Origin of the sequence: Collinsella aerofaciens (assembly GCF_015552075.1) — a bacterium.
Taxonomy (GTDB): domain Bacteria; phylum Actinomycetota; class Coriobacteriia; order Coriobacteriales; family Coriobacteriaceae; genus Collinsella; species Collinsella aerofaciens_Y.
In genome coordinates this window covers 41431-65898 of sequence record NZ_JADNDZ010000097.1, presented here as the reverse complement: position 1 = coordinate 65898, position 24468 = coordinate 41431, and the positions used below count along the sequence as shown (strand labels likewise).

Annotated in this window: 23 protein-coding genes; 12 read left to right on the top strand and 11 right to left on the bottom strand. The window is 62.8% G+C overall.

The features are described 5' to 3' along the window. Positions 1–298: 298 nt before the first annotated feature. The 8 genes from I2D41_RS07710 to trxA form a co-directional block, all read right to left on the bottom strand. A complete protein-coding gene (locus I2D41_RS07710) occupies positions 299–967 on the bottom strand; it encodes an HAD family hydrolase (RefSeq protein WP_195364125.1) in 669 nt (222 codons plus the stop codon). A 125-nt stretch (positions 968–1092) separates the two neighbouring features. Next, positions 1093–2127 carry a hydrogenase expression/formation protein HypE gene (hypE, locus tag I2D41_RS07705; RefSeq protein ID WP_195364124.1) on the bottom strand — a complete coding sequence of 345 codons (1035 nt, stop codon included), beginning with the start codon at positions 2125–2127 and terminating at the stop codon, positions 1093–1095. Between the two features lie 47 nt (positions 2128–2174). Beyond that, positions 2175–3287 (bottom strand): hydrogenase formation protein HypD, encoded by a 1113-nt coding sequence (gene hypD / locus I2D41_RS07700; RefSeq protein WP_271741681.1) that lies wholly within the window; start codon positions 3285–3287, stop codon positions 2175–2177. Then, positions 3287–3547 (bottom strand): HypC/HybG/HupF family hydrogenase formation chaperone, encoded by a 261-nt coding sequence (locus I2D41_RS07695; RefSeq protein ID WP_195364123.1) that lies wholly within the window; start codon positions 3545–3547, stop codon positions 3287–3289. Before I2D41_RS07695 ends, hypD begins: the two co-directional genes overlap by 1 nt. Positions 3548–3678: 131 nt before the next feature. Then, positions 3679–6357 (bottom strand): carbamoyltransferase HypF, encoded by a 2679-nt coding sequence (hypF, locus tag I2D41_RS07690; protein WP_195364122.1) that lies wholly within the window; start codon positions 6355–6357, stop codon positions 3679–3681. 29 nt (positions 6358–6386) lie between these two features. Next, entirely contained in the window at positions 6387–6899 is a 513-nt protein-coding gene (nikR, locus tag I2D41_RS07685; RefSeq protein ID WP_271741680.1) for a nickel-responsive transcriptional regulator NikR, read from the bottom strand. A gap of 1 nt (position 6900) precedes the next feature. Next, complete coding sequence (locus I2D41_RS07680; protein WP_117564540.1) at positions 6901–7149, bottom strand: hypothetical protein; 249 nt, start codon at positions 7147–7149, stop codon at positions 6901–6903. Between the two features lie 220 nt (positions 7150–7369). Next, positions 7370–7690 carry a thioredoxin gene (gene trxA, locus I2D41_RS07675; RefSeq protein ID WP_117776407.1) on the bottom strand — a complete coding sequence of 107 codons (321 nt, stop codon included), beginning with the start codon at positions 7688–7690 and terminating at the stop codon, positions 7370–7372. Between the two features lie 201 nt (positions 7691–7891). Here trxA and tnpA point away from each other — a divergent pair, with 201 nt between their 5' ends. The 3 genes from tnpA (at position 7892) to I2D41_RS07660 (ending at position 10135) form a co-directional block, all read left to right on the top strand. Next, positions 7892–8287, top strand: a complete 396-nt coding sequence (gene tnpA, locus I2D41_RS07670) for an IS200/IS605 family transposase (protein WP_195364121.1) — start codon at positions 7892–7894, stop codon at positions 8285–8287. A 5-nt stretch (positions 8288–8292) separates the two neighbouring features. Beyond that, the gene (locus I2D41_RS07665; protein ID WP_229042264.1) at positions 8293–9474 is read left to right on the top strand and encodes a transposase; all 1182 of its coding nucleotides are present in this window, start codon (positions 8293–8295) and stop codon (positions 9472–9474) included. Positions 9475–9565: 91 nt separating this feature from the next. Next, positions 9566–10135, top strand: coding sequence for a hypothetical protein (locus I2D41_RS07660; protein ID WP_229042263.1), 570 nt, complete (start codon positions 9566–9568; stop codon positions 10133–10135). 60 nt (positions 10136–10195) lie between these two features. Here the strand turns inward: I2D41_RS07660 and I2D41_RS07655 are convergent, their stop codons facing one another. Together I2D41_RS07655 and I2D41_RS07650 are read right to left on the bottom strand one after the other, a co-directional pair. After that, complete coding sequence (locus I2D41_RS07655) at positions 10196–11473, bottom strand: ATP-binding protein (protein WP_195364119.1); 1278 nt, start codon at positions 11471–11473, stop codon at positions 10196–10198. Next, complete coding sequence (locus tag I2D41_RS07650; protein ID WP_195364118.1) at positions 11473–12195, bottom strand: LytR/AlgR family response regulator transcription factor; 723 nt, start codon at positions 12193–12195, stop codon at positions 11473–11475. The genes I2D41_RS07655 and I2D41_RS07650 overlap by 1 nt, the downstream gene beginning before the upstream one ends. A gap of 293 nt (positions 12196–12488) precedes the next feature. On the opposite strand from I2D41_RS07650, the gene nadA reads away from it, so the two are divergent. Genes nadA through I2D41_RS07630 form a run of 4 tightly spaced genes read left to right on the top strand, consistent with a single transcriptional unit; the run spans position 12489 to position 16355 of the window. Further along, positions 12489–13514 (top strand): quinolinate synthase NadA, encoded by a 1026-nt coding sequence (gene nadA, locus I2D41_RS07645; RefSeq protein ID WP_195364117.1) that lies wholly within the window; start codon positions 12489–12491, stop codon positions 13512–13514. Between the two features lie 28 nt (positions 13515–13542). Beyond that, positions 13543–14946, top strand: coding sequence for an L-aspartate oxidase (locus tag I2D41_RS07640; protein WP_195364116.1), 1404 nt, complete (start codon positions 13543–13545; stop codon positions 14944–14946). A gap of 3 nt (positions 14947–14949) precedes the next feature. Beyond that, positions 14950–15810, top strand: coding sequence for a carboxylating nicotinate-nucleotide diphosphorylase (gene nadC / locus I2D41_RS07635; protein ID WP_195364115.1), 861 nt, complete (start codon positions 14950–14952; stop codon positions 15808–15810). After that, positions 15810–16355 (top strand): transcription repressor NadR, encoded by a 546-nt coding sequence (locus tag I2D41_RS07630; protein WP_195364114.1) that lies wholly within the window; start codon positions 15810–15812, stop codon positions 16353–16355. The genes nadC and I2D41_RS07630 overlap by 1 nt, the downstream gene beginning before the upstream one ends. Positions 16356–16555: 200 nt before the next feature. On the opposite strand, the gene I2D41_RS07625 is transcribed toward I2D41_RS07630, so the two are convergent. Then, positions 16556–16807, bottom strand: coding sequence for an indolepyruvate ferredoxin oxidoreductase subunit alpha (locus I2D41_RS07625; protein WP_158564522.1), 252 nt, complete (start codon positions 16805–16807; stop codon positions 16556–16558). A 591-nt stretch (positions 16808–17398) separates the two neighbouring features. On the opposite strand from I2D41_RS07625, the gene dnaK reads away from it, so the two are divergent. From dnaK to I2D41_RS07600, 5 genes are all read left to right on the top strand, one after another. Beyond that, on the top strand, positions 17399–19291 hold the full coding sequence (gene dnaK, locus I2D41_RS07620; protein ID WP_006235214.1) for a molecular chaperone DnaK: 1893 nt from the start codon (positions 17399–17401) through the stop codon (positions 19289–19291). 2 nt (positions 19292–19293) lie between these two features. Next, positions 19294–20136, top strand: a complete 843-nt coding sequence (locus I2D41_RS07615; protein WP_195364113.1) for a nucleotide exchange factor GrpE — start codon at positions 19294–19296, stop codon at positions 20134–20136. A gap of 108 nt (positions 20137–20244) precedes the next feature. Beyond that, a complete protein-coding gene (locus I2D41_RS07610; RefSeq protein WP_195364112.1) occupies positions 20245–21210 on the top strand; it encodes a DnaJ C-terminal domain-containing protein in 966 nt (321 codons plus the stop codon). A gap of 72 nt (positions 21211–21282) precedes the next feature. Next, positions 21283–21699, top strand: coding sequence for a heat shock protein transcriptional repressor HspR (locus tag I2D41_RS07605; RefSeq protein WP_006235210.1), 417 nt, complete (start codon positions 21283–21285; stop codon positions 21697–21699). A gap of 377 nt (positions 21700–22076) precedes the next feature. Then, positions 22077–24377: a hydratase gene (locus I2D41_RS07600; protein WP_138375312.1), complete on the top strand. Its 2301-nt coding sequence runs from the start codon at positions 22077–22079 to the stop codon at positions 24375–24377. Positions 24378–24468: the final 91 nt, after the last annotated feature.

Below are 24468 nucleotides of genomic sequence, written 5' to 3'. Positions count from 1 at the left end.
GGCATGACCAGAAGGTCTATGCCGTCCTCTTTTCATGCCAATTTGTTCGCTCTGGTGTCCGCTCGCTGTCCGCTCGCTGTCCGTCCTCTACCTGCGGTGTTGTCATTGTTGGAAGGTGGCAGATGGGGACGTTCCTTTTCTGCCGGCAGTTGGGGACACTCCTTGGGGTAGCTAAAAGAGTCCCGTCCCGAATTAGCTACCCCGTGCCTATCTAAGTTGCGGTGAAATAGGGACTGTTTGGGGGCAGTAGGCCGGCAATCAGTCCCTATTTCACCGCAACTTATTGGTGGGCGGCTCGCTAGTCGCCCAAGATCAGCGAAGTGAGTTCGTCTTGGGTGTCCACTACGTAGTCGGCGTCGGCGGCTTCGAGCTCTGTTCGGCCGCGGAAGCCCCAGGTGACGCCGGCGCTCTTAAGGCCGGCATTGTGGCCGGTCAGAACATCGACATTCGAATCGCCAACGTAGAGCGTGGTCGCCGGGTCGGCGCCCAGCTCCTCCATTACATGCAGCGTGACGGGAGCCTCGGGCTTGGGTGGAAACGCGTCGACACGACCCTGCACCAGCGCAAAACGATCGGGGCCAAAGTACTTTTCGATAAGCGGAGCCGCCGAAATATGGTCCTTGTTGGTGAGCACGGCAAGCTCAACGCCCGCGGCGCGCAGACGGTCGAGCATCTCGATCGTGCCGGCGTAGGGGGCGGTGTGGTCCTCCTTGTGCTCGCCGTAATATGCCCTAAACTCGGCAAGCGTCTGCTCAAACACGCGGCCGTCGCCCGCGTGCTCGGCGGGCATAAAGCGCTCGACCAGTTTGAGCATGCCGTTTCCCACCTTGTAGCGGTACTCGTCCACGGCAAACGTGGGCCAGCCGTGCAGCTCGCAGGTATGGTTGCCGGCTGTCGCCAGGTCCTCGAGCGTATTGAGGATGGTGCCGTCCAGATCAAAGATCACATGGGAATAAGCTGCTGTCATGGGTGCTCCTGCCGTTTGAGTTGTAAAGCGCACCCCATGATACTGGGCTTGCGCGTCGGGCGTGCCTGGAATCTGAACATCTTTAACGGCATCGGGGCGCATCGCGCCAGCGCAAGCCTTTGCCGCTAGCAGATCCTGGGCAGCTGCTCTCCCACGAGCATGTCGAGGATGCGGGTCGATCCCCAGCCGGTGCGCATGCGAACGGCGGGTCGAGCGCCTTCGGCAAGCGGCATCACGCGACCGATGATGGCGGCGTTCTCGCCGTAGCGGGCGGCGCGCATGGCTGCTAGCGCGGCATCGGCCTGCTCAGCCGGCACCACGGCGACCATCTTGCCCTCGTTGGCAACCTGCAGCACGTCGTAGCCGAGCATCTCGCAGGCGGCCTGCACGTCGGGGCGCACGGGTACGGCGTCCTCGTCAATCTCCATGGCAACGCCGCTGGCCTGGGCAAACTCGTTAAGCGTGGATGCCAGGCCACCGCGCGTGGGGTCGCGGAAGCAACGCGTGTCGGGGGCGGCGGCCAGCACGTCGGCAATCAGGTGGTTGAGGGGCGCGGCGTCGCTCTCGATGCTGCTCGAGAACGCCAGGCCCTCGCGCTGGCTCATGATGGCGATGCCGTGGTCGCCCAGCGTGCCCGAGACCAGGACGACGTCGCCGGGCTGGCAGCTGGCGCCGCTGAGCGTCACGCCCGCGGGAACCTCGCCCACGCCGGCGGTGTTGATGTAGACGCCGTCAGCTCCGCCGCGCTCGACCACCTTGGTGTCGCCGGTGATGATTTTGACGCCCGCCTCGCGCGCCGTCTCGGCCATGGTCTGCACAATCTGGCGCAGCTTATCCATAGGATAGCCCTCTTCGAGGATAAAGCCGCACGAAAGGAAGCGCACGTTGGCACCCGAGGTCGCAACATCGTTGACGGTTCCGCACACGGCGAGCCTGCCGATATTTCCGCCGGGGAAGAACTGCGGCGTCACCACAAAGCTGTCGGTCGACATGGCGATGCGCCCGCTCGCGGGCAGGGCGGCGACACCGGCATCGTTGCCTTCGAGCAGCTCGGGCGACCCAAAGGCATCCAGAAAGACCTCGTCGATAATGCGCTTCATCATCTGGCCGCCGGAGCCGTGGCCCAGCAGGACAGTGCTATCGGTGACGCTATGGGACATATCGAAAACTCCAATCGTGGTGCGTCTGGTGCGTGGGGGCGTTCGGGCTAGATTTGGTATCTAAAGTACGCAGCGCAGCTGCCTTCAGAGCTCACCATGCACGGGCCAACAGGATGCTCGGGCGTGCAGGCGTGGCCGAACAACGGACAGTCGCCTGGCGCTATGGCCCCGCGCAGCACGTCGCCGCAACGGCATCCGCGCGGCTCAACCGTCGGTTCGATCGGCACGTCATAGCGAGTGCCGGCGTCAAAGCGCGAGAACTCGGGGCGGATGGAAAGGCCCGAGGCGGCAATCGGTCCCAGCCCGCGCCACGTGGTATCGCACGGCTCAAACACCTGCTCGACCAGCTGGCGCGCCACGGGGTTGCCGTCCACGTTGACGCCGCGACGGTAGGCGTTGTCGATCGCGGGCTGCCCCTCAACAACCATCTGCACCAGCATGCAGATGCCCTGCAGAATATCGACCGGCTCAAATCCGGTAACCACGCCCGGGGTGCTGAATTCGTCGACCAAAAAACCAAAGGGCGCCAGGCCTGCGATGGTGGCGACATGGCCCGGCAGGATAAAGCCGTCGATGGTCGTCTCGGGGTCGTTGGCAATCGCGCGCAGCGCCGGCGGCGTGGTCTTGTGGGCGCAATAAACCGAGAAGTTCAAAAGCCCGCGCGCGTCTGCCTCCAAGATGGCGGCGGCGATGGTGGGCGTCGTGGTCTCAAAGCCCACGCCCATAAAGATGACCGGGCGATCGGGGTTTTGCTCGGCAATATCGAGGGCGTCGAGGGGCGAGTAGACGATGCGGATGTCGTGCCCCGCCGCTTTTTGCGCGGCAAGCGAGGTAGACGACCCGGGCACGCGCATCATGTCGCCGAAGGTGGTGATGATGGCGCCATCTATGTTGGCGAGCGCAATCGCGTGATCGATGTCGCGGTTGGCGGTGACGCAGACGGGGCACCCCGGACCGCTCAGCAGCTTGAGCCCGGCCGGCATGATGGAGCGAAAGCCGTAGCGACCGATGCTCACCGTATGCGTGCCGCAGACTTCCATAAGGTTGATGCGGCGGTCGCCGACAAGCCCATAAATGCGCTCGATGAGTTCGCGGGCAAGCTTGGGATTGCGGAATGCCGAAAAGTCGATACCGGAGCGCGCCGGCTGCTCGACCGCCACTAGTATGCCTCGGCCGGGTTGGTGGCGAGCTGGTCTTCTTCGACCAGTTCGGTCATGGCGTTGACGAGTTCGAGCGTCTCTTGCGCTTCCTGCTCGTCGACGATTTGGATGCCAAAGCCGGCATGCACGAGAACATAGTCGCCCACCTGCGCCGTCGGCACGAGTCGCAGCGACACGGGACGCTCGATGCCCATCATGTCGACGGTGGCTTTGAGGTCGTCGTCGCGTTTGGCCACTTTACCGGGAACGGCAAGGCACATTTTGTTCCCCTTTTATACGTTTTGCGCTGGATGGGCGCTTAATAATCCATCAATTGATGGTAGCGCTCGCGGGGGTTGCGGGCAAACGCGTTACACCTGTGAGACGGCGGCGCATGGGCTGGTCAAGCAACCTACTGCTGTGCGACCTGTGCGAGGCGAGCGCGGGCGACGGCCGCCTGGCCGTAGGCAATGCAACCGTCGTTAACGGGCGCGGTGTGGGGAACCAAGACGGCAAGACCGGCGTTTTTGAGCTCGCGGGTGAGGAGCTGGAGCAAAAGTCGGTTCATGAATACGCCGCCCGAGAGCGCGACGGTGTCGATGCCCTCGCGGGTGCAGATCTTGCTTGCGGCGCGTGTCGAGGAGCGCGCGATGGCGATATGGAATTCGAGTGCGAGCCTGTCGGACGATGTGCCGGCCTCGATTCCACTCAAAAGCGCCTCAAAAAGTGGTTTTTGGTCCAGAACGAGGGAGCTATCCGAGGCCGCCTGGACAGTTAGTTCAGATACGTATTTTTGTGATGGGCTCTGGGTGGCAAAAGCCGTCCGCGAACACCTCAAATGGGTCGATTTGGGGTATCCAGCGTCCATATTTGCCGCAAATAGGGTGTCTGGAGAGCCTTTTTTGGCCAAATCTGAGGCAAAAATGCCGGATAGGGGGTCAGTAGTTAATACGTATCTGAACAAACTGTCCAGCGATGTTGAAGCGGATGCGGATACACCCGCCTGATTGCCGGTGAAATGGCTGTTTTCGCCGTCAAGAGCGCGCCAAGCGGCGGCCTCGAGCTCGATGGCGGGTTCGCCCTCGTAGGTTGCAGTGCCGCAGATGCCCAGGATTGCCGCCGCGGCGTCAAACAGACGGCCCATACTGCTCGTTCGCGGGCTGTTGATGTTTCGCTTGATCATCGTGGTCGTGATACTGCGCGTCTGCTCATCGAGGCTGCTCAGGATCCCCGCGGCACCCGGGTGCTCGAGCAGACCGAGTTCGCTCAGCAGGGCAAAGGCGTTGCGTCGGGCGTCGCGCACAGATGCGGCGCCACCGGGGAGTGCCCAGGTACGCAGGTGCGCGGTGCGCTCAAAATCGGCGAGGCCGGCGACAAGAAACTCACCGCCCCAAATGGTTCCGTCGGTGCCAGCGCCCGTTCCATCGAAGGCGATGCCAAGTACGCGCGCATTGGGTGCAAGCTGTCCTGTGGCGATAGCCTCAGCCATCACGCTCGCGATATGCGCATGATGGTGCTGGACTTCGATAAGCGGCAGATTGCGCTCGCGCGCCTGTTCGCGTGCCCACTGACTCGATAGGTAGCTGGGGTGCAAGTCGCAGGCCAGCGCGGCGGGCGCTAGGTCAAAAAGGTCTTCCAGTCGCGTGCGTGCCGCATTCCACGCATCGAAAGTCGCACCGTTTTCGACATCGCCGATATGCTGCGACACAAAACAGGCCGACGTTCCATTCGCGTCTTCGCGCGTGAGTGCGATCGTGGCCTTTTGCTGCGGGCCGCAGGCGAGCACACAGGGCGCGGCGCTGGCGAGTGCCGGCAGCGGCAACGGCTGCGGGGCGTACCCGCGAGCGCGGCGCACGGGCATAACGACCCCGTCGACCACACGTACCACGGAGTCGTCGTAGCGCGAGAGGATCGCGCGGTCATTGCCGAGCAGCGCGTCGGCGATGCCGGCGGCAACGAGATGCTCCCAGGCAAGATCGTCATCGGTCTCGATGGGCTCTTCGCTCAAGTTTCCGCTGGTCATAACCAGCGCGTGCATGCCATGCGTTTCTGCCGCGGCAAGCAGCAGATGCTGAAGCGGGGTATAGGGGAGCATGACGCCGAGCTCGGGCAGATCGTGCGCAACGGACGGCGCAAGTGCGAGAGCATCGAAGGAATCTCCCATGCCAACACCACGCCGGCGCAGCAGCACGATGGGGCGGATGCTGCCGGCCAGCAAGTCGCGCTCGGCGTCGTTGACACGGCACAGGCGCTCGGCATCGGTAAGGTCGCGCACCATAACGGCAAGCGGCTTGTTGCTGCGGCGCTTGTGACGGCGCAGCTCGACTACTGCTTGCTCGTTGGCGGCGTCGCAAGCCAGATGGAATCCGCCCAGGCCCTTGATGGCAACAATGCCGCCGGCCTCGAGCAGCTCGACACAGCGCTCGATAATAGCGTCGCTAGACTCGCGCGTGTCGCCGACAGCCGGCGTCGCCTCTGAGCTCTCGAGCACCATGCCGCCTGCCGCCTCGCGCCAGGTAATATGCGGCCCGCAGTCAAAGCAGGCATCGGGCTGCGCATGAAAGCGCCGGTCAAGCGGGTCACCATACTCTGCGGCGCACTCGGGGCACATGGGAAAGCAATCCATCGACGTGGCCGCTCGGTCATAGGGCAGCGACCGGATGATGGTAAAGCGCGGCCCACAGTTGGTGCAGTTGATAAAGGGGTAGTGATAGCGTCGGTCGGCGGGGTCGAACAGTTCGCGCAGGCAGTCGTCACAGGTGGCGATATCGGGGGAGATGAGCGTCGTGTGCATGGTCTGATCCTGCGACGCTACGATGCGAAAGGCCTGCTCATCGTCGGCATCCCAAACGTCGGGCTCCAGGTCTGCGACAGCGACATGCTCAACGCGGGCCGCGGCAGGCGCGTGCTCAGAAAGCGCGGTGACAAAGCCGTCGAGTGCCTCGACCGAAGCATGCGCCTCGATGTGCACGCCATCGCCCGCGTTGAGCACCCAGCCGCAAATGCCATGCGCCATAGCCTCGCGATACACAAATGGCCGCATGCCAACGCCCTGCACGATGCCCGTCACATGAATATGCACATGCCGCATGTGGCTCCCCTTCATTGAAGTGTGTGCTGTTAGAGCCCCAGGCTTTGCTTGGTGGCGGCGCAGGTGAGCTCGCCGTGCTTAACGCCGCGCAGTCCCAGCAACCGGTCCGCCAGCTCGTAGACGCGTTTGCCGCGACCCTTGAGCGCCAGAATCTCCAGACAGTTGTGGTGGTCCAGATGCACGTGCATGGTCGAGACAATCTCGTCGGTGTAGTCGTGCTGCACCTCGTCCAGACGGCGCGTCAGATCGCCGGTATGGTGGTCATAGATCATGGTGAGCGAACCGATGACCTGCTCGTCGGGCGTGCGCATCTGCTCCTTGGCGATTGAGGCGCGAATCAGATCGCGTACGGCCTCGGAACGGTTGGCAACGTCACCGCGGCGCGCGATCTGCTCGTCAAAGCGGCGCAGCAGGTCGTCGGGCGCGGTGACCGAAAAGCGGACCAGCTCGGAGCTGGAGCCGCTGCAGCGGCAGCCCGCGTCGCCGGTCGACCCGTGCGGATGCTCGTGCTCGTGATCGCAGGCGTGCTCGTGCTCGACCACGCTACACCAGCTTTACGGAGCCGACGGAGTTGTGATCTGCCTCGATGGCCTCCTCGTAGCCCTCGAGCGCGTCGTGCGCCTCGTGCAGCGCAGACATGGCGGCCTCGAGCTTGGCGCCAATGCGCTCCATGTCAAAGTTCTCGGTCGCATGCAGCAGCTGATGGCTCCACTCGTGAGCGAGCTCAATGGTGTCGTCGACCTGCTTGACGCTCATGGCAAGCTGGCTCATGTTCATTCCAACGTCATGCATGGGAATCTCCTTTTGTACGGGGCAATCCAGTGGTTCAGATTCTACTACGCCCGCCCCGGGCGCCGCCGCATAAGAAAACGGGTGCGAGTCCGTCTGACCCGCACCCGTTCACTGGGGGCTGTTTGTGTCTACCATACTATCCATGGTCGCGCACCCTGCACCCGGCGCTCCGGCGAGCGGTGCAAAACCGCTCATGGACGGCAGATACGTAACAAGCGTATTACAGATGCTTCTCCAGCAGCGCCTGAAGCCTCGCCTTGGGCAGTGCGCCGACCGAGCGGTCAACCTCTTCGCCGTTCTTAAAGACGATCAGCGTGGGGATGCTCATGACGCCAAACTTCATGGCCAGGTCCTGGTTGTCATCGACGTTGCACTTGGCCACGGCCAGCTTGCCGGCCAGCTCGTCGGCGACCTCGTCCACGATGGGCGAGAGTGAACGACACGGCCCACACCACGGAGCCCAAAAATCAACCAGCACGGGCAGGCTGTCGTTAACGATGGAATCGAAGTTCTCGGGGGTAATCTGCTTAATGTCAGCCATGGTGACCTCCATAATGCGACGCGGCTCGGCTGCGTAAAACTCAGTACGACCGTGCTTATACCCAGCGGCCCGCAAAGCAACCACTCGCGGGCGGCTCTTTTATCAAAAGCGCCGCAAAACCCCTTTCTTCAGATATGGGGATATAAGGCGCATCGGCGTCAGCCGATATACATATACGGCTGCAAGTGGTATACTGTTTTCATGGATAGATACAGGAGCAACGACAACATAGTCTGGGACTGCGACTACCATGTGGTCTTCTGCCCGAAATACCGCAGGAAGGTGCTCGTGGACGGCATCGGCTCCCGCTTCGAGGAGATCGCGCACGAGGTCGCGGAGGAACTCGATTTCGAGATAAGGGAAATCAAGGTCATGCCCGACCGCGTGCACATGCTCGTCTCAGTCGACCCCCAGTTCGGCATCCACCGGGCCGTGAAGCGCATCAAGGGCAGGACCAGCCACGACCTGCGCGCCGAGTTCCCGCAGCTGAAGCGCAAGCTGCCGACGCTCTGGACGAACAGCTACTTCGTCTCGACCGTCGGCGGGGCGACGCCCGAGGCCGTCAGGCAGTATATCGAGGACCAGAGGAACGCGTGAGGGCCATGGACAAGACCTTCGAGTACCGCATATACCCGAGCGCCGAGCAGGAGGCCCTCCTGCAGAAGACCTTCGGCTGCTGCCGCTGGGTCTACAACAGGGTGCTGGCGATGAGGCGGGACGAGTACGCGTGGACGGGCAAATCGAGGCACATCAACTCCTACATCACCCAGATCCCCGCCTGGAAGAGGGCGGACGCGCCGTGGCTCTCCGAGGTGGACTCCATGGCACTGCAGCAGTCCCTGCGCGACCTGGACAAGGCATTTAAGAACTTCTTCCGCGCACCAGGCAAGGTGGGCTTTCCGAAGTTCAAGTCCAAACGCGCGGGGAGGAAGAGCTACCGCACGAACGGCGTCGGGATAATCGACGCCAGGCACGTGAGGCTGCCAAAGCTGGGGACCGTCAGGGCGCGGGTGAGCCGTCCCGTGGAGGGGCGCGTCCTGTCCGCGACGGTCAAGCAGGTGCCGAGCGGCAAGTACTACGTGGCGATATGCTGCGCGGACGTCCCCGCCACGGACGCGCCGGCCCCGACCGTCGGGTTCCTGGGAGTCGATGCGGGAATACACGACATAGCCACCTGCTCCACGGGGGAGCGCCTGCCCAACCCCAAAAACCTGCAAAGGAGCGAGAGGAGGCTGGCGCGGGAGCAGCGGCGGCTCTCGCGCAAGCGGAAGGGCTCCGCAAATCGCGCCAGGCAGCGTGTCAGGGTCGCGCGGGCGCACGAGAAGGTTGCCAACCGGCGGAAGGACGCCCTGCACAAGTTCACGACGCATGCGGTGGGAGAAAGCCAAAACATCGCGGTCGAGGACCTGAACGTCAGGGGCATGCAGAGGAACCGCCGCCTCGCCAAGGCCGTGGGCGATGCCGCCATGTCGGAGCTGGCGCGCCAGCTCGAGTACAAATGCGCATGGTCGGGGCGCGGCTTCGTAAGGGTGGGCAGGTTCTATCCGTCCAGCAAGACGTGTTCCGCATGCGGTTACGTCTACAGGGGACTGACGCTGGCCGAACGGGTATGGGACTGCCCCGCGTGCGGCATGCGTCACGACCGCGACCTGAACGCCGCCGTCAACATCGCCCGCGAGGGAAGGAGAATCCTGGAAGGTACCGCAGGGCATGCGGGAACCGCGGCAGACGCCGCAAACGCTTGTGGAGAGGGCGTAAGACCTACGGCTGCATGCGCAGTCTAGGCAATTCTCGGTGAAGCAAGAATCCCCTGGCTTTAGCCATGGGGAGTGTCAAATAATGGTGGGCACGCAAACGATTGGAGAGCGCATACCTATGTCACAAAGCCAGAAAAAAGAAGCCATCGCCCAGGCGGCCGAGCAGGAGCTCGCATCGCTTGCGGGTCGTGGCGTGCGCATCGCAGGCAACGCGTGCTCGCCGATTGTGCTGGTAAAAGGCGATTTGGATGAGGCCGAGCGCTCGGGCGGCGAGCTTGCCGCAGGCGCGGATGGCGCGGCGCTGCGTAAGGCGCTCGGGGCCATCGGTTATGCGCCCGAGGATTTTTGCGTGCTGGCAAGCGTCGCCGGTGCGGGCGACGGAACGGTGGCGGTGGGCCATGCCCTGCCGTGCGAGCTGTTCCGCGAGGCGCTCGAGGCGCTGGACCCCGAGGCGGTGCTGTTGCTGGATGATCGTGCGGCCGATACCATGCGCGAGACCTATGCCGATATGCTCGTGGCGATCGACGACTTCGACACCGCCATGCTCAAGCCCGGCCTGGTCGCCCATGTGCAAGGGCGCCGCGTGCTCGCGCTCGACGGCTTTGAGGCGGCGCTCACCGACAAGGCCGCCAAGCAGCGCATGTGGGCCTACATTAAACAGCTGACTCCGGCCGCCGCGCCGCTGTAGCGGACCGGCGCTGGCAAGGTGGCCCCGGCGGGCCGAGCATGCCGGCAGCTTGTCGCGTCCCTACATCACGGCACGCAGCTCAAATCGGTCGCCGTGAATGCGGAACTGGCAGTTGCCGTTCATGCGCTCGACGGCGAGCTTAATGCTCTTGGTGCCAAAGCCGTGGCCGGCGTGCTGGGCCACGGGCATGCCGTCAACCATACGCGGCGGGCGGTCAAACGTGTTAGAGACCAAAAGCAGCAGCTGCCCGTCTTCGTAGCGCAGGTCCAGATCGACGAATCGTTTGCCCTGGGGAGCGGCGCTCGCGGCGACGATGGCGTTGTCCAGGGCATTCGAGAGCACGCTAAACAGGTCGACATCGGCCACATGGACGTTCTCTGGCACGGCGGCGCGCAGGTCGGCGGTGATACCGTTTCGGTTGATATCGGAGCTAAATGACGAAAGCACGATGTTGACCGTTTCGTTGGCACAGTAGCGGCGCACGGCGGTGCGGTCGTTTGTCTCACAGAGTTCGTTGATGCGCCCGAGCGCCTCGTCGACGTGACCCTCTTCGATTAAAACCGCAAGGCCGCGCAGGAAGTGCCGCATGTCATGGCGCAGAACCGAAAGCTCGCGTCCAGATTGACGCCAGGCTTCGAGCTCTTTGATAGCTGCGCTATCGCGGGTCTCGAGCATCCAACGCTCGCGCTCGGCGGCCTCTTTAGCCTCGTATTCGCGCAGATACACAGCAAGAAACATAAGGTAGAAAGCGCAAAGCGCAAACGCCAAAAACTCAACGGTCACAACCGAGCCCGAGTGGAACAACGTGGTGTAGACGTTGGTGGCGTAGTCAAAGATGTAATAGACGAGCGGCAGGATGAGCAGAATCTCGAGCTCGGTAGGGCTTTTGACTGCCAAGCGCGGACCGATGTCGCCGGCCCAGTGCAGCAGGAGCGTAAAGACGGCGACCGTGGTGATAATGCGTGTCGCGTAGTACGCGATTTGCGAGCCGCAGGCGGCGAGCGCGGCGATGCCCATCCAGTTGCTAAATTGGCAGCTCAGGTATGCGCTGGTGACGCCGAGCATAACGAGCAAAGGGCTCAGCCGATAGCGCGCGCACAGATAGATGACGAGCGGCAGATGCACGACGAGCGGATACACCTGTCGAGCGAAAAGTTCGCCGCCAAAGACATTGGCGAGCGCAAAGGCGGTACCGGTGAGCACGTCAACCGCGATCAGCTCAAGCGCATGACGGCGGTTGATCTCGACCCCGCACAGCGCTGCCGAGGCGAAAACGCCAAAGAGCAGGGTCGTTGCGTGGTGGATTGCCCAAAGCAGCATTTCGGCCGTGGGGAGCATCAGTGCCTCCCGCCCTCAAAGCGCGCCGCAAAGTAGGCATCTTGGAACCCCTGCTTGCAACTGCGTGCCAACGGGATACAGGCGCCCGATCTCATGAAGATCTCCGTGCGGTCAAAGTGATCGATATTGCGCAGGTTGACCTGGTAGCTGCGGTGGCATTTAAAGAAGACTGCGTTTTGCTCCAAGCGGTCCTCGACGCTGCGGAACGACTCGAGTGCCTCGATATCGCGTCCGTCGCGCAGGTGGAAGACCACGTGCTTGTTGCGCGCCTCGGCATATTCGATGTCGGACAGGCGCAGGGCGTGGTAGCCAAAGGAAGTTTTGATCACGAGCTCGTCGGTTGCCGCCGGGCGCATGCTCGAAAGCTCGTCGAGCAGCTGCGCCAGGCGTTCGTATGCCACGGGCTTGAGCAGATAGTCGAAGGCACGGACCTCGTAGGACTCCAGTGCGAACTCGGGCGACGAGGTGAGGAACGCCAGGCACACGGCGGTATCGGCCTGGCGCAATTCGCGCGCGGTGTCCATGCCGTTGACGAGCGGCATGATCATGTCGAGCAGAATGATGTCGGCGCGCGATGCGGCATGGCGGGCCAGCAGGTCCTCGCCGCGCGTGACGAGCGCAACATCGACCGCCGTGCCCGTCTCGCTCGACCAACGGTCGATTATCCGGTGCAGTCTATCTAGAAAAGCGACGTCGTCGTCGCAGGCAATGATTTTGAGCATTCTGAGCCCCCTTAGTAGTTCGATTTTGCCACATTGGGTGCGGACCGCTCGCGGAGGCGTGTCCCATTTGCGCCCCACGTCGCGCAACTCGCGCCGAGCGGTATTGCGGTGGCGAAAGATGCCTCCTGCGCTATCGAGAGCTCGGCTATCCTCAGCTTGTCAGTTCGAAAATGGACCTGCCACATGATTGAATCTTTATTCCAACTTTACACCTAGGTTTACAGCTGTCTTGTCAGCTGTAAACCTAGGTGTCATACTAAAGCCCCAAGATTCGCCAAAAGAGAGGGGCCTTGATGGCACAGAGCGCGAACATGGATGCATCGGAGCTTGCACGCGACATTGCGGCCGGCCTGGCATCGGCAACGACGGCAACGGAGCGCGCGGCATTGGTGCCCGCAGAGCTCGTCGAGGCCATTCAGCAACTTAAAACCCAACGCGACGCGGTGATCCTGGCACACTATTACGTGGCGCCCGAGGTCCAGGCTGTGGCCGATTACGTCGGCGACAGCTTCTACCTGGCAAAGCTCGCCAAGAGCCTGCCGCAGCAGACCATCGTGCTGTGCGGCGTGGAGTTTATGGGCGAGAGCGCCAAGCTGCTCAACCCCACCAAGACCGTGCTGCTGCCCGAGCCGGGCGCGGATTGCCCCATGGCCCATATGGTCAAGCGCGAGACGGTCGACGCGGCGCGCGCCGAGTATGGCGACGACCTGGCCGTGGTGTGCTACGTCAACTCGACGGTCGAGATCAAGAGCTGGAGTGACGTGTGCGTTACCAGCTCCAACGCCGTCAAGATCGTGTCCGAGCTGCCGCAGCAGCACGTCCTGTTCATTCCCGACCAAAACCTGGGCCGCTTCGTAGCCGAGCAGGTGCCGCAAAAGCACGTCATCCTCAACAACGGTTACTGCCCGCGCCATCACATCATCACCGTCGAGCAGATCGTCGACGCGACGGAGGCCCACCCCGACGCGCTCGTGCTGGCGCATCCTGAGTGCAAGGCCGACGTCCTTGCCGAGGCCGACTACATCGGCTCCACCGCCGGCATCATCAAGTACGCCGAGGAGTCCGACGCGAGCGAGTTCATTATTGTGACGGTCCGTGGCGTGCTCTACGAGCTCGAGCGCCGCTGCCAGGGCACCGACAAGAAGTTCTACTTCCCCGCGGTGCAGCCCACCTGCGTCAACATGGATTTCATCACGCTCGAAAAGCTCGTGCGCTGCCTGGAGACGGGCGAGGGCGAGGTGCAGATTGGCGTGTCGGACGAGGCCGCCGATCAGGCCAAGCTCACGCTCGACCGCATGCTCGAGTACGCAGCGCGCTAGAACAATGCGGCATGAGGGACGGTCCCTTATGTCACATTCAAGGGAGAGGATTCCTGTGGAAACCAAGCAATACCCCGATATGGAGTGCGACGTCGTTATTGCCGGCTGCGGCGTAGCGGGCCTGTATGCGGCTCTCAACCTGCCGACGAGCATGCGCGTGATCATGCTCTCCAAGGGCGCTGTCGATGAGTGCGATTCGATGCTCGCGCAGGGCGGCATTTGCGTGCTGCCCGAGGGCTCGGACTACGATGCCTTCTTTGAGGACACCATGCACGCCGGCCACTACGAGAACCGCCGCGAGAGCGTCGACATCATGATTCGCTCGAGCCGCTCGGTCATCAACGACCTGCTGGCGATGGGCGTGGACTTTGAGCGCAAGGCCGACGGCAGCCTCGACTTTACCCGCGAGGGTGCGCACAGCCGCCCCCGCATTGCCTTCCATGCCGACATTACGGGCAAGGAGATCACGACCAAGCTGCTCCAGGCCGTTCGCAAGCTTGATAACGTGCAGATTTTGGAGCACGTGGCCATGACCGACATCCTGACGGGCGAGCGTGACGGCGCCACAGTGTGCACCGGCGTCGTCGCCGTTCCCGTGGACGAGGACAACTCGGTTCGTCCCGCCGACGAGCTGGCAAATACCGCCGAGGGCGTGCATGCCGGCGAGCCGTTTAAGATCCATGCCCGCCACACGCTGTGGGCGACGGGCGGTATCGGCGGCGTATACGACCATTCGACCAACTACCCGCAGCTCACGGGCGATGCCTGCTACATTGCTCAGGAGCATGGCATTAAGATGGAGCACCTGGACTACGTGCAGATTCACCCCACGGGTCTGTTCTCGCCGCAGCCAGGCCGCACGTTCCTGATCAGCGAGAGCTGCCGCGGCGAGGGCGCGATTCTGCTCAATGCCGCCGGTGAGCGCTTTACCGACGAGCTTCAGCCGCGCGATGTGGTCGCTGCCGCTATTCGCGAGCAGATGAAGCAGGACGGTACCGAGCACGAGTGGCTGAGCTTTGCCCCCGTTGAGCGCGATGTAGTGACCGGGCACTTTGCCAACATTCGCGCACGCTGCTTGGAGGACGGCCGCGACATCTTGGACGAGCCCATCCCCGTTACGCCTACGCAGCACTACTTTATGGGCGGCGTGTGGGTCGACAAGGACGGCCGCACCTCGATGCCCGAGCTCTACGCAGCCGGTGAGACGGCCTGCAACGGCGTGCACGGCAAGAATCGCCTAGCTTCCAACAGCCTGCTCGAGTCCCTAGTCTGGGGTCGCCGCGCTGCTTGGCGTATGCGCACCGGCGAGTCGCTGGCCGTGGAGCAGGCGGGCGAGCCCGCGCTTGATGGACGCCATCGCGCCCTGAGTTCCGATACCCTTGCAATCGATGATTTGGCCTGTGCCGCCGGCACGCAGGCCGTGGAGGAGTAGACCATGAATCCCATTACCATGAAACTCGTCGTCGATGATCTGATCCTGCAGGCTCTGCGCGAGGACATTACGTTTGAGGACGTGAGCACGGCGAGCGTGTGCCCCACGGCGCGCCCCGCCACGGTGGAGCTTATCGCCAAGGCCGACGGCATCATCGCCGGTCTGGACGTGTTCGCCCGCACCTTTGAGCTGCTGGATCTGCAAAGCTCCGTGCTGTTTGATGTCGCGGATGGCGACGAGGTGCACGCCGGCGACCATGTGGGCCAGGTGCGCGGCGACGCGCGCGTGCTGCTTTCGGGCGAGCGCGTGGCACTCAACTACCTGCAGCGCATGAGCGGCATCGCCACCTATACGCACCAGATGGCCGCGGCGCTCGAGGGCACCAAGACCGTGCTCGTCGACACGCGCAAGACCACGCCGGGCATGCGCGTCTTCGAGAAGGCGGCAGTCGAGATCGGCGGCGGCAGCAACCACCGCTACAACCTGTCGACGGCCGTCATGCTCAAGGACAACCACATCGACGCCGCCGGTGGCGTGGCACGCGCAATCGAGATGGCGCGCGCCCATGCGTCGTTTACCACGACGGTCGAGATTGAGTGCGAGAATCTGGATATGGTGCGCGAGGCCGTTGAGGCCGGTGCCGACATCATCATGCTCGACAACATGACGCACGACGATATGGCGGCCGCCATCGAGCTTATCGCTGGCCGCGCCAAGACCGAGTGCTCGGGTAATGTGGACGCCGGCAACATTCGCGCTCTGGCCGACCTGGGCGTCGACTTTATTAGTTCGGGCGCCCTGACGCACTCCGCGCCGATCCTCGACCTCTCGCTTAAGCACCTGCGTCTGCTGGACGGTAAATAATGAACGCCCGCGAGCGTCGCCGTGCCATCATGGCCGTGCTCGAGGGGGCCAAAGATCCCGTTTCGGGTAGCGCGCTTGCCCGCGAGGTGGGCGTGAGCCGTCAGGTCGTGGTGCAGGACATCGCCCTGCTGCGCGCCGACGGGCACGATATCGTCGCCACCAACCGCGGCTACGTGCTGCAGGAAGCCGAGAGCAGCCCGGCTGTGCCCACGCGCTTGGTCAAGGTGCGCCACAGCGTGGAGCAGGCGGGCGATGAGCTCACGAGCATCGTTGATGCCGGCGGTGCCGTACTCAACGTGATCGTCAACCACCGCGTGTACGGCAAGATCACGGCCGACCTGGACATTCGCAACCGCCGCGATATCGAGCGCTACCTGCACGACATCGCCAGCGGCAAGAGCTTTCCGCTGCTGACGGTTACGAGCGGCTATCACTTCCACCGCATCGCGGCAGAAGACGAACAAACCCTCGACGAGATCGAGGCCATGCTCAAGGAAAAGGGCTACTTGGCAGATCTGATGCCCTACGAAGACGATTTGTCCTAGTCGACGCCGCATCTATAAGTTGCGGTGAAATAGTTCCTAAAATCGGCATCCAAGACATAAAACAGGAACTATTCCACCGCAACTGCCAAGGGTCCCGCTCCAAATTAGCTGCCCACATATGCAAAAGGAGGCCTCCGCGGCGATGCGGAGGCCTCCTTTTTTGTGCACGGTGTACTTTTGAGTGTGCAGTGGGGGAGTTGTTACTCCTCGACGATCTCGGTGATCGCGCCAGCGGGGCAAGCGTCCTGGCAAGCGCCACAGGCGACGCAGGAGTCCTCGTCAGCGACGGTAGCGACGTCCTGGAGCTCCAGAACGCCAGCGGGGCAGGAGTCGACGCAAACGCCACAAGCGATGCACTCGTCGGCATCAATTACGGGATGAGCCATGGTAGTTTCCTCTCTGTTGACCGACGCTACAGGCGATGCGCGCCGGTTTGATTCGGGCAAAAACATACCACGGGAGCGACCGTTTGCAATACCCTCTGGCCGGCATCTTCATACCGTTCGCCGAGTATGCCAAGGTTTACTAAAAAACGCGCAGGTGGGGCCGTTGAGCTGCGTAAATGTTAGCTAAAGGTGACTTGAAATATAGGGCGATTGAGCGTGCTTGCGGAAACCGCATCCCATTATTTTGTCGAAAAACGGGTTGCAGTTTCCGGTTAGGCCCGCTAGCGGAAAATGCGAGCCGGTATCAGCTCTCAAAACGGGATACGGTTTCCGGTTGAGCCTTCAGACGGAAACTGCGACCCGGAATCCACGCTCAAACCGGGATGAGCTTTCCGCAAGGCAGCCCCAGGCACCTTCGGACCCAAACCTCAGCCATCTCTACATAGATCTCGATAGATTTGCCGAGAACTCAAACAGTGCGTCTACCTGCGTATTTGCGAACCTAAACTCTTGACAATAAGAAATCTTATATGAATTGACTTAGATTTTGTATATTCCGGCCCATAAGGGGATACACTACATCCTGAAAGACAAGCCGAAACACCGCTCGGCAGACCGCCGAGTCGGTGCAAACGCACAAGAGAGAGGGAATTTCTAATGGGCAAGATTCTTGGTATCGACCTTGGTACTACTAACTCCGCAATGGCCGTTCTCGAGGGCGGTTCTCCGACCATTATCGTGAACGCCGAGGGCGACCGCACCACGCCGTCTGTCGTGGGCTTCCGTGCCGACGGCGACCGCGTCGTGGGTAAGGCCGCTAAGAACCAGGCTGTCACCAACCCCAAGAACACCGTGTTCTCCATCAAGCGCTTCATGGGCCGCAAGTACTCCGAGTGCACCTCCGAGATCAAGACCGTGCCGTATGAGGTCAAGGAGGGCCAGGGTGGCCGTGCCGTCGTCGACATCGAGGGCAAGGATTACACCGCCGAGCAGGTGAGCGCCATGACGCTCGCTAAGATGAAGGCCGACGCCGAGAAGTATCTGGGCGAGACCGTCACCGACGCCGTCATCACCGTCCCGGCTTACTTCAACGACGCCCAGCGTCAGGCCACCAAGGACGCCGGTAAGATCGCCGGCCTCAACGTCAAGCGTATCGTCAACGAGCCGACCGCTGCTGCTCTTGCCTATGGCCTGGACAAGCAGGGCACCGACCAGCGCATCCTGGTCTTTGACCTGGGCGGCGGCACCTTCGACGTCTCCATCCTCGACCTCGCCGACGGCGTGTTTGAGGTTCTGTCCACCTCGGGCGATAACCACCTGGGCGGCGACGACTGGGATCAGCGCGTCATCGACTGGATGGCCGATAAGTTCCAGCAGGAGAACGGTGTCGATCTGCGTCAGGACCCCATGGCCCTGCAGCGTCTGAAGGAGGCCGCCGAGAACGCCAAGAAGGAGCTCTCTGCCGCCCAGCAGACCACCATCAACCTGCCGTTCATTACCATGAACCAGTCCGGCCCGCTGCACCTCAACTACACGCTGACCCGCGCCGAGTTCGAGAAGATCACCCGCGACCTGCTCGAGCGCTGCAAGCAGCCTGTCACCAACGCCCTGCGCGACGCCAAGCTTAAGCTCTCCGATCTGACCGAGGTCATCCTCGTCGGCGGCTCCACCCGTATGCCCGCCGTCCAGGAGCTCGTCAAGACCATGACCGGCAAGCAGCCCAACATGTCCGTGAACCCCGACGAGGTCGTTGCCGACGGCGCTGCCGTCCAGGGCGGCGTGCTCACCGGCGACGTCGAGGGCATCCTGCTGCTCGACGTTACCCCGCTGTCGCTGGGCGTCGAGACCATGGGCGGCATCATGACCAAGATGATCGACCGCAACACCACGATCCCGACCTCCAAGACCGAGGTCTACTCCACCGCTGCCGACAACCAGACCAGCGTCGAGATCAACGTGCTCCAGGGCGAGCGCGAGCTTGCCCGCGACAACAAGTCGCTCGGTAAGTTCCAGCTGACCGGTATCCCGGCTGCCCGCCGCGGCGTGCCGCAGATCGAGGTCACCTTCGACATCGACGCCAACGGTATCGTCAAGGTCTCCGCTAAGGACAAGGGCACCGGCAAGGAGCAGCAGATCACCATCTCCGGCTCCACTGCTCTGTCCGACGACGAAGTCGATCGTATGGTCAAGGACGCCGAGGCTCATGCCGAGGAGGACAAGAAGCAGAAGGAAGAGGTCGAGGTCCGCAACCAGACCGACAGCCTGTGCTACTCCACCGAGCAGACCCTCAACGAGCTGGGCGACAAGGTTTCCGCCGACGTGAAGTCCAAGGCCGAGGCCGCTATCGCCGACGCCAAGAAGGCGCTCGAGGGCTCTGACGTCGAGGCCATCAAGGCCGCCGGCGAGTCCCTGCAGTCTGTGGCCTACGAGCTGGCTCAGGTTGTCTACGCCGACGCTCAGCAGCAGACCGACGGTGCCGCCGGTGCCCAGCCTGCCGACGATGACGTCGTCGACGCCGACTACGAGGTTGTGGACGACGAGGACAAGTAATCATGTCCGCCCGTAAAGCTCGCACGGAGGCGGCTGCCGCTGGCGCCGCCCCCGTTGACTCTGAGGAGAAGGACGTGAAGATTCCCGTAGAGGCCGTCGACGATACCGAGGCCAACGAGGCCGAGGCCGCCGAGGCTGCCGAGAACCAGGTAGAGGATTCCAACAAGGAGGCGACGATGACCGAGGACGAGATGGTGGAAGCCGCTATCCGCGCCGGTGAGGAAGCCGCCGACAACGACTTTAAGCTTAAGTTCGAGCAGGCTCAGAAGGAGCTTACCGACGTGCGCAACGAGCTTGATGCTGCGGCAGAGGCTCAGAAGGCCGCCGAGGACAAGGCAAAGGACGCCACCGAGCGCACCGCCCGTCTGCAGGCCGACTGGGAGAACTTTCGTCGCCGCACCGCAAACGAGCGTATCGCCGAGCGCGAGCGCGCGACCGAGAAGCTTGTCACCGCGCTGTTGCCGGTGATCGACGATATCGAGCGCGCGATCGACCATGCCCGCAGCCAAGAGCTTTCCGACGACTTTAAGCAGTTCGTCGACGGCGTCGATGCGGTTCATGCCAAGCTGCTTGATGTGTTTGCGCACGAGGGCGTTGAGCCCATCGATCCCAAGGGCGAGGCGTTCGATCCGCTCGAGCATCAGGCCGTGGGTCGCGTCGAGGACGCATCGCAGTATGACGAGACCGTCAACGATGTGTACCAGAAGGGCTACCGCATGGCGGATCGCATCCTGCGCTCCGCGATGGTGACGGTGACCTACGGTGGCGAGAAGCGCCCCGCACCGGAGCCCGAAGCGGCGCCCGAGGATGCTACGGCCGATACGGCCGAGAGCACCGAGGAGTAATTGAGAAGGGCCCCGGGGCAACACCCGGGGCCCTTTCTGGCCTAGTGCCATATGAAAGCATGAGCCGTCGTCTGCATGGGCGGCGGACGTAACAGGAGAGGAGCTACGATGGCTGCAGGCAAAACCTTCTATGACATCCTGGGCGTATCCAAGAGCGCCTCCGACAAAGAGATCAAGAGCGCGTTTCGCAAGCTCGCGCAAAAATATCACCCCGATGCCGGCGGCGACGAGGCCAAGTTCAAGGAGATCAGCGAGGCCTACGAGACGCTTTCGGACGAGAAGAAGCGCAAAGAGTACGACCAGATGCTCATGTTTGGCGGCATGCCGGGCGCGGGCGGCGCGTATGGCGGCGGCTACGGTGCCGGCGCAGGCGCCAGCGGCTGGGGCGATATCTTCGACAGCATCTTTAGCGGCAACGGCGCCTGGGGCAGCGATTGGGGCTCGGGCTTTGCCGGGGCTGCGGGCGCTGCCGGTGCCGGCGCGGGCCACAGCCGTGCTCGCAAGGGCGGCGACCTGTCGTTGACCGTCGATGTTTCGGCCGAGGACGCGTTTCGCGGCGTGACGCACAAGGTCACCTACCGCATTCCCTCGACGGGCGAGCAGCAGACCATTACGGTCTCGGTCCCCGCGGGCGCGGTCGACGGCGGCAAGCTGCGCTACAAACGTCGCGGCGAGTATGGCGTTGCCGGCGGCGAGCGCGGCGACCTGGTCGTGACCACGCACGTGGAGGGGCATCCGCTGTTTAAGCGTAAAGGTGCCGACGTGACCATGGAGGTACCGGTCTCGGTCTATGAGGCGGCGCTCGGCTGCACGGTGGACGTGCCGACGCCCGGCGGCGCGACGGTTCGTCTGAAGGTGCCCGCTGGCACCCAGACGGGCAAGAAGTTCCGCTTTAAGGAGATGGGTGCGCCCGACGTTAAGCATCGCGGGCGCACCGGTGCACTGCTTGTCGAGATCAAGGTGCAGGTTCCCACGAACCTGTCTGATGACGAGCGCGATGCCATGACCAAGCTGCGCGAGGCCGACGCGCGCGACTATCGCGAGAAGGTCAACCGTTACAAGGCGACGTACTAGGGCGGTCGTGGCGCACGCCCGCGCCCGCGGGCTTATGATGGACGATAACGAGACGGAAAGGGGTCAGGTAGCATGGCCGAGGACAATAGGAACAAACCGCTGTACATGATCAGCGTGGCGGCCGAGCTGACCGGCATGCACCCGCAGACTCTGCGCGTCTACGAGTCCAAAGGCTTGGTGAATCCCCAGCGCTCGGGCGGCAACACGCGTCTGTATTCGCGTGCCGATATCGAGCGCCTGGAGCTCATCAACCAGCTGACCGACGAGGGCATCAACCTTGCCGGCGTGGTGCGCATCCTCGATATGAAGGAGCGTGCTGAGGAGCGCGAGCGCGAGAACGAAAAGCTCCGCGCCCGCGTGCGCCAGCTCGAGGACGAGCTGCACGAGTACAAGATGCAGAAGAAGATCACCGCCCTGGCCCCGCGCGACGGCTCGGTTAACCCCGAACAGGTCATGCGCAAGCTGCTGGGTGCCGGCGGGGATTTGTAGTTACGCGGTTTTTCCAAACCGCGTAACCAGTTGACGCTGCAAGCCCGCCAGAGCGGCAATCTGCCTTTCAACTTCGGCGGCATGATCAGAAGATCAATGCCGCCTTGTTTCAAGGCACCTTGCTCGCTCTGGCGGGCTTTCGCTGTCCGCGCCAAAACATCGACGTTGTTATGGGTAGTCATTGGGGACGTTCTAAAATGACTAGTCGAAAGGGATGCTCTTGCGCCAAGTCTGTCGGCTCACACCGGGTTCGTTCTTTACTTTACCGAGATAAAGTGAACGTGCAGATTCATAACCCACTCGCAACCGTTCTATGGCACGATATTGAACGAATGTATGCTATGCGCCCAAATCTTTTGGGCAGAGTGGGAGACAGTATGGTCAAGCTGTACGAGGACGGCATCTACCTGCGCGGCGGCAGCGAGGTTGTGCCTGCGGCCGAGGCTGCCGAGCGCGGTATTACGCAGACGCCCGAGGATGCCAAGCGCGGCACCATCGCGTATTCGATCCTCCAGGCACATAACACGTCGGGTGACCCCGAGGCACTCAAGATTCGCTTTGACGCCATGGCGAGCCACGACATCACCTTCGTTGGCATCATCCAGACGGCGCGCGCCTCGGGCATGGAGCAGTTCCCGCTGCCCTACGTGCTCACCAACTGCCATAACTCGCTGTGCGCCGTGGGAGGCACCATCAATGAGGACGACCACGTCTTTGGCCTTTCCGCGGCCAAGAAGTACGGCGGCATCTTCGTCCCGCCGCACATCGCCGTCATCCACTCCTTTATGCGTGAGAACTTCGCCGGCTGTGGCAAGATGATCCTGGGCTCCGACTCGCACACCCGCTACGGCGCTCTGGGCACCATGGCCGTGGGCGAGGGCGGTGGCGAGCTGGCAAAGCAGCTGCTGCGCGACACCTACGACGTTGCCTATCCCGGCGTCGTTGCCATCTACCTCACGGGCGCCCCGCGCCCCGGCGTTGGCCCACACGATGTGGCGCTCGCCATCATCCGCGCCGTCTTTGCCAAGGGTTACGTTAAGAACAGGGTCATGGAGTTCGTAGGCCCCGGCATCGCGAGCATGACGACCGACTACCGCAACGGCGTCGATGTCATGACCACCGAGACCACCTGCCTCTCCTCCATTTGGGCTACCGACGAGGACACGCACGCGTTTTTGACCATGCACGGTCGCGGCGAGGACTACCGCGAGCTCAAGCCCGCCGATGTTGCCTACTACGACGGCTGCGTCGAAGTCGATCTGTCGAGTATCAAGCCCATGATCGCGTTGCCGTTCCATCCTTCTAACGGCTTTGAGATCGACGAGCTCAACGAGAACCTCGAGGACATCCTGCATGAGGTGGAGCTCGAGGCCGCCAAGATCGGCGAGGGCAAGACGCACTTTAGCCTGCTCGACAAGATCGTCGACGGCAAGCTGCACGTGCAGCAGGGCGTTATCGCCGGCTGCTCGGGCGGCAACTACGACTCCGTGGTCCAGGCTGCTCGCGTGCTCAAGGGCGCTAACACTGGCTGCGGCGAGTTTTCGCTGTCGGTCTATCCCACGAGCCAGCCCGTGGCACTCGAGCTTACACGCCGCGGCTACATCTACGACCTTATGGAGGCCGGCGCGATTGTGCGCACGGCATTCTGCGGCCCGTGCTTCGGCGCCGGCGACACGCCTGCCAACAACGGCCTTTCGATCCGCCACACCACGCGCAACTTCCCCAATCGCGAGGGTTCCAAGCCGGGCAACGGTCAGCTGAGCGCCGTGGCCCTGATGGACGCCCGCTCCATTGCGGCGACGGCTGCCAACGGCGGCGTCCTGACGCCGGCGACCGACCTGCCCGAGGAGACTTGGGACGAGGCCTGCGAGTACACCTTTGACGACGCGCCGTACAAGAAGCGCGTGTACTGGGGCTTTGGCAAGGCTGAGCCGGCCGACGAGCTGGTCGAGGGCCCCAACATCAAGCCGTGGCCCGCGATGGAGCCTCTCGGCGACGACATCCTGCTCAAGGTGTGCTCCAAGATCATGGACCCGGTCACTACGACCGACGAGCTCATTCCCTCGGGCGAGACGAGCTCCTTCCGCTCCAACCCGCTGGGTCTGGCCGAGTTTACGCTCAGCCGTCGCGACCCTGCCTACGTGGGCCGCTCCAAGGAGGTCGACGCGGTGGAAAAGCGCCGCATTGCCGGCGAGGCAGCGGGCGACCTGGTGGCACTCGATGCCGAGCTTGCCAGCGTGTTTGAGGCGCTGACCGGCGCGGGTGTCGCGGCCGATGCCAAGGCGACTGAGTACGGCTCCATGCTCTATGCCAAGAAGCCCGGTGACGGTTCTGCCCGCGAGCAGGCCGCGAGCTGCCAGCGCGTAATTGGCGGCCTGGCCAACATCGTCCACGAGTACGCCACCAAGCGCTATCGCTCCAACGTGATGAACTGGGGCATGGTGCCCTTCCAGATGGAGGCCGAGCCCAGCTTTGAGGTGGGCGACTACGTCTTTGTGCCGGGTATCCGCGCCGCGCTCGACGGCGACCTGAAGGACATCGCCGCTTACGTGGTTCGCGCCGATGGTGCGGTCGAGCAGATTGAGCTCTACATTGCCGATATGACGGCAGAGGAGCGTGCCATCGTCAAGGCCGGCTGCCTGATCAACTACAACAAGTTCAAAGCCGCTGCCGAGTAACGCACTTAATTGTCCGCCCGGGGCTTACCCTTTCCCGCCCGCTCACGCGCTTCGCGAGGGTCGCGTTCGGCAAAGGGTGGCTCCGGGCTAC

Coding starts and splice junctions, on each gene's coding strand:
- I2D41_RS07710 (WP_195364125.1), bottom strand. CDS start 967: ATGACAGCAGCTTATTCCCATGTGATCTTTGATCTGGACGGCACCATC.
- hypE (WP_195364124.1), bottom strand. CDS start 2,127: ATGTCCCATAGCGTCACCGATAGCACTGTCCTGCTGGGCCACGGCTCC.
- I2D41_RS07695 (WP_195364123.1), bottom strand. CDS start 3,547: ATGTGCCTTGCCGTTCCCGGTAAAGTGGCCAAACGCGACGACGACCTC.
- hypF (WP_195364122.1), bottom strand. CDS start 6,357: ATGCGGCATGTGCATATTCATGTGACGGGCATCGTGCAGGGCGTTGGC.
- I2D41_RS07680 (WP_117564540.1), bottom strand. CDS start 7,149: ATGCATGACGTTGGAATGAACATGAGCCAGCTTGCCATGAGCGTCAAG.
- trxA (WP_117776407.1), bottom strand. CDS start 7,690: ATGGCTGACATTAAGCAGATTACCCCCGAGAACTTCGATTCCATCGTT.
- tnpA (WP_195364121.1), top strand. CDS start 7,892: ATGGATAGATACAGGAGCAACGACAACATAGTCTGGGACTGCGACTAC.
- I2D41_RS07665 (WP_229042264.1), top strand. CDS start 8,293: ATGGACAAGACCTTCGAGTACCGCATATACCCGAGCGCCGAGCAGGAG.
- I2D41_RS07660 (WP_229042263.1), top strand. CDS start 9,566: ATGTCACAAAGCCAGAAAAAAGAAGCCATCGCCCAGGCGGCCGAGCAG.
- I2D41_RS07655 (WP_195364119.1), bottom strand. CDS start 11,473: ATGCTCCCCACGGCCGAAATGCTGCTTTGGGCAATCCACCACGCAACG.
- I2D41_RS07650 (WP_195364118.1), bottom strand. CDS start 12,195: ATGCTCAAAATCATTGCCTGCGACGACGACGTCGCTTTTCTAGATAGA.
- nadA (WP_195364117.1), top strand. CDS start 12,489: ATGGCACAGAGCGCGAACATGGATGCATCGGAGCTTGCACGCGACATT.
- I2D41_RS07640 (WP_195364116.1), top strand. CDS start 13,543: ATGTCACATTCAAGGGAGAGGATTCCTGTGGAAACCAAGCAATACCCC.
- nadC (WP_195364115.1), top strand. CDS start 14,950: ATGAATCCCATTACCATGAAACTCGTCGTCGATGATCTGATCCTGCAG.
- I2D41_RS07630 (WP_195364114.1), top strand. CDS start 15,810: ATGAACGCCCGCGAGCGTCGCCGTGCCATCATGGCCGTGCTCGAGGGG.
- I2D41_RS07625 (WP_158564522.1), bottom strand. CDS start 16,807: ATGTTTTTGCCCGAATCAAACCGGCGCGCATCGCCTGTAGCGTCGGTC.
- dnaK (WP_006235214.1), top strand. CDS start 17,399: ATGGGCAAGATTCTTGGTATCGACCTTGGTACTACTAACTCCGCAATG.
- I2D41_RS07615 (WP_195364113.1), top strand. CDS start 19,294: ATGTCCGCCCGTAAAGCTCGCACGGAGGCGGCTGCCGCTGGCGCCGCC.
- I2D41_RS07610 (WP_195364112.1), top strand. CDS start 20,245: ATGGCTGCAGGCAAAACCTTCTATGACATCCTGGGCGTATCCAAGAGC.
- I2D41_RS07605 (WP_006235210.1), top strand. CDS start 21,283: ATGGCCGAGGACAATAGGAACAAACCGCTGTACATGATCAGCGTGGCG.
- I2D41_RS07600 (WP_138375312.1), top strand. CDS start 22,077: ATGGTCAAGCTGTACGAGGACGGCATCTACCTGCGCGGCGGCAGCGAG.